Here is a 13,496-nt window from a genome sequence, read left to right on the forward strand (position 1 = left end):
CGCCCGCATCGCCCAACGCCTGCTCGCCCTAACCGCAGCCATCTGGCACAACCGCGCCACCGGCCAGCCCATCACCCGATCACTGATCGCCTACGACCACTGATCAGTTAGGACTTACTCGTCTAGTCGTCATCCATGTGCAACTCGCCGCCGGAGACCATGAACGGCGTGGGGCGTTCGTCCTGCTCCTCGCGGTAGAAGCCGATGTACCCGTCGTCCGCCACGTACGGGGCGAGCCACTGCGCGACCTGCCACCACACCTCGGCCCACTGGTCGTCCACCCAGTACAAGCGCGCGTACAGCCCCCACGCGTGGATCTCGCCGTCGCTGTTGCGCCCACGACCTTGCCTGCGCAACGCCACGTGCTCGCCGCCCGGCAGGTAGCTGTCCGGGTCAGGCGCAAGCACGGGGTGGTCGTGGTCGACCACGAGGTTCTGCGGCCTGTCCTCGGTCAGGCCCAGGTGGTACCGCAGTTCGTCGAGCGTTTCCCGCGGTGTGTCGTCGCGCAGGAACAGCGAATAGACCACCTCGAAATGGAGACTCATCCAACTCCCCGACCACCAGCCGCGACTTCTCGTCTTCACCGAATCTCGCCAAGCGCTGAACGCCCGCACCGCCCGCTCGATACCAGTCAGTAGACGTCGAACCCGACTTCGAGTTCCAGCTCGGCCAGCCGACGCATCAGGTCGACGGTGAGGGTGAAGCCGCCCTGCGCGTCGTCCGCGGTGAAGACGCCGCAGAAGATGTCGATCTCCACGTCGCCCCTGAGCGCGTCGAACTCACGCCGATGCGCCTCGACGAACGCGACGAGCTCCGCGATGTGTTCGTCGAGCGGGCTCGTGCGTTCCGCACGGCCGGCACGCGACCAGTAGGACATGGTCCGGCGGGCACCATCGGGAAGCCTGCCCACCGGATCGCCGATGTCGTGGCCGCGAGCGGGTTCGCCGAGCGCGGCGACGAGTTCCGCCAGCACCAACGACGTGCTGAAGACCCTCAACGACGCCTTGTACTCGTGCTCGTCCGGCACTCGCGGCTAGCCCTGCTTGCCGGGCGCCACACCCGCCACGGCCTGCCACGCCTTCCCGTCGACGGCGGGCAGCGCGGTCTTCACCGCCCCGTGCGCCGTGACGACGGAGCCTGCCATCGCGGTGGCCGCCGCGAGCGCGAGCGTCGCGTGCACCTGGGCGATGGCGAGGTTCGAGACCTCGGCGGCATCGCCGGGCTGGACGCCGTCGGCCTTGGCCGCCGCGAGGTACTCCTGGGCTGCCGCGTAGTGCTCGGGACCGTTCACCCTGATCACCCTAGGTCCTGCTGCGGGTCGTCGGAGTACCTCGGCCTCGTAGTCGACTCAGCCAAGCCGCAGGTGAGCACAGGTACGTCAGGTGGGCCAGAAAATCTACCGTGGCGAGAGTAGACATCCTCGCTGCGCCGATATACTCTTTCTCTCGTTGGACAAGAGGTCTCATGGCACGGGAGATGACGAACTACCCGTGAGGTTGAGAGCAAGACGGTCAGGTGACAGAGCCGCAACTCGAGGGCTCCTGACGATGGCCGAAGCACGAACGCAGTTGCAGGACGGTCAGTTGCGCCGGAGCCGATCAGCGAAAGGGGTTCCGGCGGGTGACCGAGGGCAGTCGGTGGAAGTGAAGCCGGCACGTGCATGAGGACCGGTGCCGACAGCCACGTGAGAAAAGGTAGTGATCAGAGGAGAAGGGAAGGGTTGCACGCCATCGGATCGCCCGAATCCGGCTGAACTCTGCCGGACGGGTACCGCGGTTCCATCAGATTGGGGTGGTCTTCGGTTACGCACACGCGATCCCCGCTACGCCCGCTACCGACAGGGGCAGTGCGGACAGAGAGAGTCGATCTCACGGTCGACTAGGTGGAAGTGAAGCCCAACAACCCTGGGGCCCCGGTGCTACTGGCACCGGGGCCCCTCGTGATGCGGAGGCGCGATGACCCCAGGCAGTAATGGAACAGCGGACAACGAACCGCAAACCACAGCAGAGAAGTTCGACGACGAGCACTACCCCGCCTACACGATGGGCCGGGCCGCGGAACTGCTCAACACCTCGGCGAACTTCCTGCGCAGCCTCGACGAGGCGAACCTCATCGAGCCGCAACGCTCGGCCGGTGGGCACCGTCGTTACAGCCGCTACCAACTACGCCTGGCCGCCCGTGTCCGCGCCCTGGTCGACCAGGGCACCGGCCTGGACGCCGCCTGCCGCATCGTCACCCTGGAGGACCAGCTCCAGGAAGCCCGGGCGCTCAACGCCAGGATGACGCCGCCGCCGACGTCCGAGGAGCCGCACCCACCGCTGCAAGGCGTGTGACCACGCCCGAGTGCCGGCCTTCGGCCGCTGCATCACTGATCTGCGCTCGGCGAACGCCTGATCCCGACGTTCACCGAGTGCAGACCCGACCCGCGAGGGCGGCCGTCAGTCGCTGAGCCCATCGCGCGGAGCGTGGACACGAGATCGTCATCTCGCTGAACTGCGGAAACTCCTCCACCTCGCGTGCATCCCGGAATTCGGCGGTTGGGCAGCCGAATGCATCGGCCGGTGCCAGTCAGTGACGGACGACGGCTCGCCCGAAAACAGATCTGCGCTGGTCAGGACCATTTCAGGTCACCGACCAGCGCGGATCTGAAGGACTGCGTGGGCGAGGTCAGCCGCGCAGTTCCATCGCGCGGAACTGCTGCGCCGCTCGCACAGCGACCTGACCAGCAGCTAAGAGATCGCAAACTGAGATCCGTCATCGACGTTCCACGGGTGTTCCAACCGTTCGGGCAATCCCACTGCCGCGAGACAGATCCAAGTCGACCGAAGCCGGACCAGGACACGTCGACAGTCCTGCTCGTTAACCTGCTCACTAGCCGCTAACATGCAGGCTAGTGAGCAGGAAGGGTCGCATGCTGGACAACGAGCTCGCCGAGATCGTCGAGAACCTTCGTGCGCTCGGAAGCGACGTCGACGACGTCGAAGTGAAGCGAGCTACCGACAGCTTGCCCCGCACAGTGCGAGAGACGCTGTCAGCCTTCGCTAACACAGGTGGCGGGACCCTCATCCTCGGCCTGGAGGAGGCCAGCGGCTTCAGAGCAACGGGGGTCAACAACCCCGCGAAGATGGCCGCCGACCTCGCATCGCTTTGCTCGACAGACATGCAGCCCGAACTCCGGCCTCTGATCAAGATCCACGAGTTCGAAGGTGTGAGGATCGTAGTGGCCGAGGTTCCCGCAGTGGATCCTTCACTGCGGCCTTGCTTCTACCGCGGTGCCGGAATCTCACAAGGCAGCTTCGTGCGCGTCGGCGATGGCGATCGCAGATTGAGCAGCTACGAGGTCCAGCTAATGCTCGCGTCACGCGGGCAACCGAAAGATGACGAGCAACCCGTGCACGACGTCGGGGTAGATGCCCTTGATCAGGTGCTGACCGACGCCTTGATCGCCCGGCTGAGGAGCAACCGTCCACACGCGTTCAAGAGTCTCGACAGAGAAACCGTGCTCCGGCGAGCCAAGGTTCTCGCACCTGGCACTGACTTTGTTTCGCTTGCCGGCCTGCTAGCTTTGGGTGCATATCCTCAAGAGCACTTCCCTCAACTAATGCTGACCTTCGTCCACTACCCAACCGTCAGGGGCGCCGACCTCGACACCGGGGAGCGCTTCCTGGACAACGTGCTGATCGAGGGGCCGATTCCGATCATGGTGCGCGATGCACTCGCCGCCATCCGACGAAACATGCGCCGACGATCCGTCGTGATAGGTGCCGGGCGCACCGACATGTGGGAGTACCCGGAACCTGCACTCCGCGAAGCAGTGGTCAACGCATTGGTGCACCGTGACCTCTCCAGTGCGTCACTGGGCACTCAGGTGCAGGTCGAGATGTACCCAGACAGGCTGGTCGTTCGCAATCCCGGCGGGCTGCACGGCCCAGTCACTGTGGACAGCCTCGCAAGTGAGGGGATCTCCTCCGCCCGCAACGCAACGTTGATGAAGATCCTCGATGAAGTGCCTATCGCGGACAGCACACGCACGGTGTGCGAGAACCGCGGATCAGGTATTCGAACGATGCTTGATTCCTTGCTCGCGGCACGAATGAGCGCTCCGCAGTTCGACGACCGAATCGCGAGCTTCACCGTCACATTCCCGAATCACACTCTCTTGAGTGACAGCATCGTCAGCTGGATAGCCAGCCTCGGACAACGCGGCCTGTCCGACAGTCAATGTTTCGCTCTCGCCTCCCTCAAGAACGGCGACATCCTGGACAACCAGACGTATCGGGCCGCGACCGGACTGGATTCCCGCGTGGCAACCGCAGAACTTCAGGATCTGGTGGCACGTGAGTTGGTCGTGCAGACCGGTAGCCGACGATGGGCGCGGTACCAGCTGAGCGAAGCGTTGGCAGCACCGCAGGAGGAGACGACCGCACACCGCGTGCTGCGGGCTGATCGACGCGACGAGATCCTGACCGCGATCGGCGATGAACTGTTGTCGCGAGCGGAGATCGCCGCCCGTCTGGGGCTACCGGATAGCACAGTCCGCCGATGGCTCACTGTCCTGAAGAAGGAGGGCTCTGTCGTTACCTCCGGCGCTTCCGATGTCAGCAAGAACGTCAAGTACCGCCGGACCAACAAGAGCTATCTCACGTCAGACGAGCCGCCGGACACCAGTCATGATCAAGACCACGAAGAAGGCCCCGGTCATCGCTGACCAGGGCCTTCGGCGAGCGGCGAGATCTAGCCTCTGAGCTCCATCGTGCGGCGTTTGGTCAAGGACAACGCACGCTTCTGAACTGGACGAATGCGCCAAGATCACGCCTGTGTCCCGTGACTGTCCCGAACGCTCCGTACGACTCAGGGAGCGTTCGATGAGCGTCGGCCTGCACGCCGGGCATCAAGTTTCACGCCAGCCCACACGAGTGCAGTCACGAGAGCTAGGTACAGGGCGATCACGAGTCCGTTCGCGCGTGTCCCATCAGCCAGGTTGAGGATCAACCCCAGCAGTAAGAACCCACTGACGGCAGACAGGATGATGGTCCACAGGTGTCTCATCCCCCGAACCTCCCTTCGACCGGCTATCGATCCGTGGCTTGCGGACGTTAGCCCCGAGCATCGCTTGACAGGCTGCGTCTCTGAACTAACACTCCAGTTTGGCCACGCCGGAAGATCACCTTCAAATGATCCCTAAACACAAAAATAGGCGTTAAGGAGCGCATCCCCGATTTAAGTGACGCGAACTCACACCACAATACTTTGATTTTCAGCGGTGGCGAAATAGCGGTGCGATGCCTTTCGCGCACAAACCCACTACCCCCTCAGAGTCACAATCAGGCAGTATAGCTCCATGCCAAAGTCAGCTGCCTGGGAGCGAGAGGACGAAGTCCTGGCGCTCGTTTGCGATGCCCTGTCCTCGAACGGACGTCTGGTGACGGTCCAAGACAGGCCGGACCGAGGCGGCCAGGCGCGATCGTTGACCGTGGACGCAGTCCTGCGGGTGACCGAAGACGACTACGACACCATGTGGGCTGCCGACGTTTGCCTGGCCTCACGGAAGTTCGACCCGCGTCTACCGGCTGCCATGAACGGCTTGCGGCAACTCCTGATTCCACCACTCACTGAATTGGCAGAGCAGGTAGGGCTGCGCGCAACCGTGGGCTGCCGAGCATACGTACGATTGACCGGAATATCCCGAAATGAATGGAAGCGGATGACCAATAGCTACGTCCGCAACATATATGATCGCGCCGTCATGGCGCTAATGCGTCCAGACAAGGAATGGTACGACTCCGAGGTTGGAATTCACTGGCTACCGAACGATGCCCAACCAAACAGCGAGCGGGTCACCCTACACTTCTATGACCCATTTATTTATGAGGGCTTTCGATTCTCAAAGGCGGTACATTTGAAACTAACCAATCAACTCCCTCGTGCACGCGCGGCAGGCTATCCCACGCTACTCATCTTGGACCAGAAGAGTCCACGCTACGTTGATTGGACTGTGAACATAGCGCCGGAGCCACTCGAAATTGGCGAAGGCATTGCATTTTTGGTCGCCAATCGAGGAGTTAGACTGGACGCTTGCGTACTCGTTAACCACGATGACTCAATCCACGAGATCTATCACACCGTCGGAAATACCTGCTCAAGTAACTGAGCCCTCGCTGCTATAACCACTAACTGATAGGCCGCCAGGAACTCGACCCCTGAACCCGAAGTTTGCGGATCTTGCTTCGTAGTCCACTGTGGATGTTTGCCGATACTTGTCGTGACCTTGGGCGATGCGGTCACCGGCAACTCCGTTGTAGGACGTTTGTGGCTATCTGGCGTCATAAAACGCGGGAGTCGATCTTGCTCGCTGGACGGTGTACACGCCCTAGCAAGCAGTGATCACTCGTTCTCCTGCCACAGTGTGGAGTCAGGCTGAAGCGGCGCGATGGAGTCGAGTGAGTAGCCACGGCCCATAGGGCGGTTCGTGCCCTCTGCGAACGTCGTCACAACCGTGAATGCCGCAACCACAGGAAGGTCGCGATGCCCGCCCAGCTGTGCTACCCGCTCGGCTAGCTGGTCGGGAACGGTCGCCCTGAAGCCTCGTCCTGCGACAGGTACGAACCACACCGTGCTGGACGACCACGTCCATCCGTCGATGGTGCCTTCGAGCCGAGTAGTGGTGACCTCTTGAGCTTTCGACTTGGAGGCGTTGGTGAGGCGGAGTGCAGCCGCGCGCGAGAGCCTCACTGGAGTGGAACCGCGCCTAGGGTCATGCCAAACGCCGTCGACCTCGTACTCGCCTCTAAGGGCTGCCGCGGCGAACGTGCCCACGGCTCGTCTGGCCGGCACGCTGAGGTCCTGGAGAGCAGCTGCCACTTCGGCGCCGGTCATGTCCGAGGTGCTTTCGGCAACCTGGATCAACGCGACAAGGCGTCGTAGACCCGCCGTCTCTACTCTGGCCAGTCGCTCGTGAGAGATGGACTCTGGTGGCGCCTCAGGCGCGTCTGGGGCGAAAGTGAGGCGCACGCTGCCGGTGCCAGGGATGACCTGTAGGTGCGACGCCAAGCGCTTGAGCCCTTGAACGCTTTTAGTGACTTCCTTCACGACCGCCGCTGCGGCGCCGATGAACCGAGCGAGCAGCGCAGCGTCGGTTGCGTGTCCTCGGACAGCAGCGCCACTTAGGTGCAGGTCAAGCTCGGGAGTGCGGCCGTACAGAGCTGTCACCAACTCTTGGCGACGCCGGTGAAGCCCTGGCAGGCCTGGATAGTCAGCTGGCACTGTACGTAGGAGCTGGTCAAGCGTTTCGAGGTCGGCGCGAGGATCAACGGGGCGCGGTGTGCCGACGCGCGAGCGACGGAAGAGAACAGGTGGGAGCGATTCAGTCATGACGACCACCTCACCTCCACGAAGCCCTTGCTGTCGTCGTACAGGGTGATGCTCGGGTCATCACCAGTATGCCCGCCGTGTCGGACCTGCACACGAGACCAGACGGCGGACCAGTAGTCCAGCTCGCTCATGCTTGCGAGGTAGTGAGGATGCCCTTCCGGATACCAGAAGATTCCCCGGAAGTCAGTGAGATGCGAAGTCGCTGTCCCTCCTGGCTCGTACCGGTCTTCCATGCACTTGCGAACGCGGGATGCGGCATCGGCTGGCTCCAGACCTGCGTCGGTACGCATCAACGGCAACGCGGGGCCGTTGATCAGTACGGCGATATCGATGTCGCCCGGTTCCTCGACACTCGTCACGAACGAGCCGTTGACCCACACAGCGGCAACCGGCACCAACGTCGCTTCAATCTGCGCCAACCGGCCTCGGGCGGTCATGAGCATTGCTCGCCTCATTGGAGTCTGCCCAAACACCTGCTCGATCTCAGCCCAGTCGGCACTGTGCGGTAGATCCGAGACAGGAAGCACCATCAGCTCTGGATCGACGCTGCACCTGACCAAAGCTGGAAGCAATGAGACCTCCGTAACCGCGAGTACGTAGGTAAGTCGACGCTCTGTGATGAACCGTTACATGTCGCGACCAGCGCTGACTGGCGATGTCGCCTCTAACTGAGGGGCCTCGCACCATCCCGTATGACCTGGCTCGTCCCAACCGCGCGTGTCAAGGGGGTACCTACCGCCTCGACGTGATCATGCGCTGGGACGGCCCCCTTGACACGTGTGGTTGCCCTCGGGGAGGTCATACGGGATGGTGCGTGCCCCGGCCCCCGCTGGAACATGATGTGCCGGCGCTTCCCCGCACCATTTTGGAGACCTGCCCGTCCGGCGAGGACATGCTTTGAAGTCTCGGCGGTTCACTGTGGGGGTCGCTGGCCGTTCCGGTCCGACAACGGTCGACCTGCGCGCATGCCTCGCCCGCCGCGCTCGGACGCCGGAGGCGGCCTTGGGCGCGGCGAAGAAAGAGGCGCGTAGGTCTGCCGTTGGCGGATGGGCACCAACGGCCAGCGGCCCCCGCAGGGGGCCGCCTTGATGAAGAAAAGAAACTCTGAACACGGCAGCAACGGCGCGTGGGTGAGACAGACGGCTAGCCACTCATGGTTGCGGAGCAAGAAGCGGTGCCCAGCTCTTGGCATAGTTGCCGAACACGCCGGTTCGCCACGCCCGCGTGATCAGCTCCTGCCAATCACTGATCGAACTGATGATGAGTCTGTTGAGCTCAGTTCGAGCAGCCTCGGACTTGTCGACCGACGCCAACTGCATGAGCAGGTCTGGGTGCAGGTTGAGCAGCCTTCGATGCAAGACCTCCCATAGCTGCTTTGGGGAATCACCTGGCTGTGAAGCATCGGCCAGGTGGTCCAGGTTGTAGAACCGACCCTTCTTGGCGTAGGTACCGAGCACGTCCAACACCTGGTCGATGTAGGGGTCGTTGTCAACCTTGTCGAGCAGTTCCCCGATGAAACCCGGTGCGGTGCTGCGGGTGGGCGCATCTTGGACGATGAGGCCTCGCACGTGCTCGTACAGCTTGGCAATGTCGTGACCAATGGCAGTCATCGAGGCCTTGGTGGGCCAGCTTCCCGAGGTATCCAGGGCATGCAAGCCGGTACTGAGCTTGAGCAGCTTCTCTGAGCCACCCGCTAGGCACACAAATACTGCGTCAGCGTCGCGGGCAGCGAAGGCGTAGGACTGGAGCACCTTCAACCCGTGGCGTAAGAGTGACGCGGCGGCGTCTACCTCGTCGCTGAGCGCAATCACCTTGTCGAAAGACATCGGGACGTCAGTCACGGGCAACATCGTGCGCTGCTGGCTGAGGGTTAGCGAGCCGATTATCTCGTCCACAGTCAAACCGCCAGAAGCGTGCGACAACGTCTTGGCCAAACTGCTGCCACCATTGGTGACTGGGCGTCCGATCTAGCGCTTGATCAGCTGCACCAGCTCCGCAGTGTTCGTTAGGTCTACGAGCACCTTTCGAGCCCCGGCAGCCTGTAGCTCCTCGACGCTGCTCTTTCCGCTCGCCACAGCGATGACCTGTGCACCTGCAGTCAGCGCAGCAGCCACGTCCCGCGGAGTGTCGCCGATGAGCACTGTGTCGTCTGGGCCGAACGGCGTGTCAAGTTGCTGGGCCGCGCGCTCCCTGGCGATTGCCACCAGCTCCGCGCGGTCGGCGTGGTCGTCGCCGTACGAACTCGTCTCCAGATCGAGGAACTGTTCCAGACCGAGCGCGACCAGCTTGATACGCGCTACTACCCGAAGGTTTCCAGTCAACACCCCTTGGTGGACAGTCGGTTCAGACTCCAACGCCGCCAGTGCTTCTCGCGCTCCCGGCAGCACTCGGGCTCGCGACGCGAACTCATCGCGGCCGGCCTCGTAGCTGTCGATCAATGCGTTCACCAGCTTGTCCATGGCCGCATCGGTCGGCTCGATCTCGTGCAGCTTTAGGGTCTCGGCGATGATGTCCAGCTCGGTCCTGCCGCTCACGTCGGCAAGCTGCTGAAAGGGTTGGCCGAACGCCCTCGGGATCGCTCGCTCGTACATCTCTCGCCCCATGCCGCGAGACTGAAGCAACGTGTGGTCGATGTCCCAGAGCACGAGCCGTCGCAGCTCGTTCGGCGCGATCATGCTTCGAGTCTGTCACTCGATTGGGGGCCTCGCGCTGGGGCGTAGCATCAGTGCAGGTCAACGCTTTACAGGGGTGGGGATGGACGAACAGCTCGCAGCCGCCATCGGTGAACGGGTGCGTCTGCGCTGTCTCGCGTCGCGTCTGCAGAAAACCGTGATCGCCGGGCTTGCGGGCATCACGCCCGACTACCTCTACCAGATCGAACGCGGCCTCAAGCTCCCCACGGTCACGGTACTGAAGCAACTGGCCGAGGTGCTCAACGTGTCGGCTGACGAGTTGTTGAGCTCCACTTCAACGCGGAAGACGTCGCCCAGACCGGAGTCAGCGGGCGACGCGCTGTATCGAGCGTTCACCAGGCCGGTGTCGTCCGATGCATCAGCCGTCGACCTGAAGGCGTTGCGCCGCAACGTTTTGGCTGCTTGGCAGACCTGGCAGACGTCGGCCACTCGATACAGCCAACTCGCCCCGGGACTTCCCGCACTCGTGATCGAGACCGAGCAAGCCTTGCGTGCCTGTGTGAACGGTTCAGCGGCTGATCAGCGAGAGGTTCAGTGCTGCGCTGCTGACCTGTACGCGTTGCTGCGTAGCGTCGCCAAGAGGCTCGGCAGGGTGGACGTCTCGCTACTCGCGGCCGATCGTGCGATCCGTGCAGGCGAGGATGCAGATGACCCGCTGCGGCTAGCGATGGCCCAATGGAACCTCGCTCAGGTGTTGCTCGCCGATGGCGAAGCTGAAGGTGCTGAGGACGTCGCGATGCAGGCGGCTGAGGCACTGGGAGCCTGGGCAGACAATGACCTCGACGCCGTCGCGCTCCGCGGTGCACTCCTGCTCGTCGGCTCCATCGCGGCCGCACGTCGAGGAGATGTCTGGCGGGCACGGGAGCGCGTGCAGACGGTTGAGCCGCTGGCGAAGCAGACCGGCGAACGCAACACGTTGTGGACGGTCTTCGGCCCGACGAACGTCGCCATGCACGCGGTCAGCGTGGAAGTCGAAGCTGGCGCGGCTGCGGACGGGTTGCGGCTCGCCGAACGGATCGACCACGACCGCTCCCCCTCGATCGAACGCCGTGTGGCGTTTCTTCTCGACCAAGCCAAGGGGCAGGTACAGCGCCGCGACTATGGCAGCGCGTTGGTGATGCTGTCCGCCACTGAACGCGAAGCACCCGAGGATCTGAGACACCGGCCGGCCGCGCACCAACTGCTGGGAACGCTCGTGCAACGGGCTCGGCGTTCGGTCGCGACGGAAGCCGCGCGGCTGGCCACGCGCGTCGGTGCACCTCTCTGAGCAGCAGCGCTCCCGGTCGGGCCTAGCCGACAGCTCGGGTTACTGAACAGAAGTCGACCTAGCGTCGCTGCTGTCAGGTGATCTACAGCAGTCGCGTCGAGGAGTGCTCACCGTGTTGTCGCCCGAGGATGTCGACCTGGTCGCGGGACTTCGCAAGGTCTCGGAACTGATGCCCGGCATCGCGTTCGACATCGTCATGGAGACCCTGCCGGCCGAGACCGAGCGTGAGTTCGGCCGGATCCTCGTCGCGCTCGGCGAGACCCTGTCCGACCGTGCCGAGAGACGAGAGCCACCTGAGCGGGCGATAGACGGTCGCGGCACTGCCGACAGCTTGGGGCCGCAATGACGAAGAACTTCATGCCGTCAATGGCTGAACGGGCGATCGGCCGCGAACTGCGAAGGTGGCGGAACGACGCTGGCTTGAGTCTCTCTGTTGTCTGCCAGCGGGCGGGGTTCTCGGCTGCGACGCTCAGCCTGACCGAGAACGCCTTGAAGCCGTTCGACCCGCTGGACATCATGCTGCTCGGGCGCATCTACGAGCTTCCGAATCACGTGTGGAAGCAGACGATCAGGCAAGCCGAGACTGTTGCGAGGGAACGCACTCAGAGCGCGAACGGACAGCACAGTTCAGGTGAGCTGAATGCGGCCAAGGATGTGGACGATGCGTATCTAGAGGCGGTGACGATCCGCGCCTTCGGTGCGGACATGATCCCGCGCTTTCTCCAGACTCCTGAGTACAGGATCTCTGCCACTGCTCTGGGATGTCCCACCTATCGAGCCTACTGCCCTGGTCGCACGGCGACGCTGCAAACGCGCTGGACGGACAGCCTGACGGCAGCTGGAGGACACGGTCCCACGGTAGAAGTCCTGATCAGCAGACATGCGCTTCGCCGGACAGTCGGCAACCCGACGATCACGAACGCCGCTCTCCTCCAGCTGATACGGCTCTCCGAAAGCGAGGCCTTCACGGTCCAGCTGACCGACGGCGGGCCTCTGCCTGAAAGCTCGTACGTCCATCTCACCTTCCCACACCGACAACACAGCGACGCGGTGTACGTGGAGGGCAGCGGCAACGCGAGGTACATCGAGGACTCGACCGTGTGCCAACTGGTCAACCAGAGCTTCAGAGCGCTGCAACAAGTCGCCCTTGGTCCGGCGCAGTCCATAGAGGTGATCGCCGAGACGGCCAGCACCATGACAGACGGAGGCGACTGAACGCATGGATCGAGCATCACTCACGCCGCGCAGCTGCGAGCTCGGCGACGAACTCCGAACCATGCGAGAGCGATTCGCCAGAGGGGCCGAGTTCGCCAAGACGCTCGACTGGGACCCGAGCAAGGTGTCCAACATCGAACGCGGGAAGACACATCCGACCGACCTGGACCTCGCCCAGTACCTGACGGCATGCGGCAAAGATCGACGCTGGATCACTGACTTCATCGGCCACTACCGGCAGGCTTTCGAACCGTACTTCGCCCAGAAGCCAACGAATTCCACGACGATCGTCTTCGCGGAACGCACCACAACCACCATCACCGGCTATGGAGGGCCGACGATCCCGGACCTGTTCCGGACTGATGCCTACACAGAGCACGTGCTTCAGCAGAGCGGAGCAACCCCGGAACAGATCCAGTCCGCGGTTCGGTCCCAGCAGGAACGCCGCTGCATTCTGCGAGCGCCAAGGCGGCCGGCATGCGTGTTCTACGTGAACGAAACGGCAGTCAGAGCGCAGCTCGGCGACGACCGCACGCGGATGGATCAGCTGGAGCTGCTCAAGCTCATGTCGTGGGCACTTCGCGTCGTTCCCGCGGGCAAGGAGCTGTCTTCCTCATCCGGCTTCACGCTCTATGAATACGAGAAGATACCGGCCACAGCCGTCGTGGATTGCGATGTCGCGAGAGTCTTCGTGCAGGACGATGCGGCCACGTCTCGATGCCAGAGGGTCCTGGCGATCCTGGACCAAACGGCCTTGAGCCACTCCGAGTCGAGAGACCTCTTCAGCCAGTTGCTCACGGATGAGTACGTCGCTGCTATCGCGGTCGCGTCGGGTGAGCGTTCAGATGTTTCGTCACGCTGACCTGCACTTAAGCGGGCTCAGGTTCAGCTCTCGACCCCTTCGGGCACCTAGAAGAGCCTGGCGAGCCAAATACCGAACCTCTAGCGTG

Annotated in this window: 13 protein-coding genes and 1 pseudogene; 8 read left to right on the forward strand and 6 right to left on the reverse strand. The window is 63.1% G+C overall.

Going from position 1 to position 13,496, the window contains the following annotated elements; genetic code table 11:
- A pseudogene (locus tag QSK25_RS37120) lies at positions 1-103 on the forward strand (IS982 family transposase); the annotation flags it as partial.
- Positions 104-122: 19 nt separating this feature from the next.
- On the opposite strand, the gene QSK25_RS37125 reads toward QSK25_RS37120, so the two are convergent.
- The 3 genes from QSK25_RS37125 to QSK25_RS37135 all read right to left on the reverse strand — a co-directional run bounded on the left by QSK25_RS37125 (position 123) and on the right by QSK25_RS37135 (position 1,291).
- The gene (locus tag QSK25_RS37125; RefSeq protein WP_285645384.1) at positions 123-545 is read right to left on the reverse strand and encodes a hypothetical protein; all 423 of its coding nucleotides are present in this window, start codon (positions 543-545) and stop codon (positions 123-125) included.
- 86 nt (positions 546-631) lie between these two features.
- Positions 632-1,027 (reverse strand): DUF4279 domain-containing protein, encoded by a 396-nt coding sequence (locus QSK25_RS37130; protein WP_285645385.1) that lies wholly within the window; start codon positions 1,025-1,027, stop codon positions 632-634.
- Between the two features lie 6 nt (positions 1,028-1,033).
- Positions 1,034-1,291 (reverse strand): hypothetical protein, encoded by a 258-nt coding sequence (locus QSK25_RS37135; RefSeq protein ID WP_285645388.1) that lies wholly within the window; start codon positions 1,289-1,291, stop codon positions 1,034-1,036.
- A gap of 664 nt (positions 1,292-1,955) precedes the next feature.
- Between QSK25_RS37135 and QSK25_RS37140 the strand changes: the two genes are divergently transcribed.
- The 3 genes from QSK25_RS37140 (at position 1,956) to QSK25_RS37150 (ending at position 6,151) form a co-directional block, all read left to right on the forward strand.
- Positions 1,956-2,333: a helix-turn-helix domain-containing protein gene (locus QSK25_RS37140; protein ID WP_285645390.1), complete on the forward strand. Its 378-nt coding sequence runs from the start codon at positions 1,956-1,958 to the stop codon at positions 2,331-2,333.
- Between the two features lie 578 nt (positions 2,334-2,911).
- A complete protein-coding gene (locus tag QSK25_RS37145; protein ID WP_285645391.1) occupies positions 2,912-4,708 on the forward strand; it encodes an ATP-binding protein in 1,797 nt (598 codons plus the stop codon).
- 783 nt (positions 4,709-5,491) lie between these two features.
- Positions 5,492-6,151, forward strand: a complete 660-nt coding sequence (locus QSK25_RS37150; RefSeq protein WP_285645392.1) for a hypothetical protein — start codon at positions 5,492-5,494, stop codon at positions 6,149-6,151.
- Positions 6,152-7,367: 1,216 nt separating this feature from the next.
- Here the strand turns inward: QSK25_RS37150 and QSK25_RS37155 are convergent.
- From QSK25_RS37155 to QSK25_RS37165, 3 genes are all read right to left on the reverse strand, one after another.
- Complete coding sequence (locus QSK25_RS37155) at positions 7,368-7,901, reverse strand: DUF6932 family protein (protein WP_502881935.1); 534 nt, start codon at positions 7,899-7,901, stop codon at positions 7,368-7,370.
- 621 nt (positions 7,902-8,522) lie between these two features.
- The gene (locus QSK25_RS37160) at positions 8,523-9,305 is read right to left on the reverse strand and encodes a hypothetical protein (RefSeq protein WP_285645396.1); all 783 of its coding nucleotides are present in this window, start codon (positions 9,303-9,305) and stop codon (positions 8,523-8,525) included.
- A 33-nt stretch (positions 9,306-9,338) separates the two neighbouring features.
- On the reverse strand, positions 9,339-10,046 hold the full coding sequence (locus QSK25_RS37165; RefSeq protein WP_285645397.1) for an HAD family hydrolase: 708 nt from the start codon (positions 10,044-10,046) through the stop codon (positions 9,339-9,341).
- A gap of 79 nt (positions 10,047-10,125) precedes the next feature.
- Here QSK25_RS37165 and QSK25_RS37170 point away from each other — a divergent pair, with 79 nt between their 5' ends.
- From QSK25_RS37170 to QSK25_RS37185, 4 genes are all read left to right on the forward strand, one after another.
- Positions 10,126-11,331 carry a helix-turn-helix domain-containing protein gene (locus tag QSK25_RS37170; protein WP_285645399.1) on the forward strand — a complete coding sequence of 402 codons (1,206 nt, stop codon included), beginning with the start codon at positions 10,126-10,128 and terminating at the stop codon, positions 11,329-11,331.
- Positions 11,332-11,434: 103 nt separating this feature from the next.
- Entirely contained in the window at positions 11,435-11,677 is a 243-nt protein-coding gene (locus QSK25_RS37175) for a hypothetical protein (protein WP_143035838.1), read from the forward strand.
- Complete coding sequence (locus tag QSK25_RS37180; RefSeq protein WP_285645402.1) at positions 11,674-12,546, forward strand: Scr1 family TA system antitoxin-like transcriptional regulator; 873 nt, start codon at positions 11,674-11,676, stop codon at positions 12,544-12,546. Before QSK25_RS37175 ends, QSK25_RS37180 begins: the two co-directional genes overlap by 4 nt.
- 4 nt (positions 12,547-12,550) lie before the next feature.
- The gene (locus tag QSK25_RS37185) at positions 12,551-13,408 is read left to right on the forward strand and encodes a helix-turn-helix domain-containing protein (protein ID WP_285645403.1); all 858 of its coding nucleotides are present in this window, start codon (positions 12,551-12,553) and stop codon (positions 13,406-13,408) included.
- The last annotated feature ends 88 nt before the right edge of the window (positions 13,409-13,496 follow it).

This window comes from Lentzea sp. NBRC 102530 (assembly GCF_030269365.1).
Taxonomy (GTDB): domain Bacteria; phylum Actinomycetota; class Actinomycetes; order Mycobacteriales; family Pseudonocardiaceae; genus Lentzea.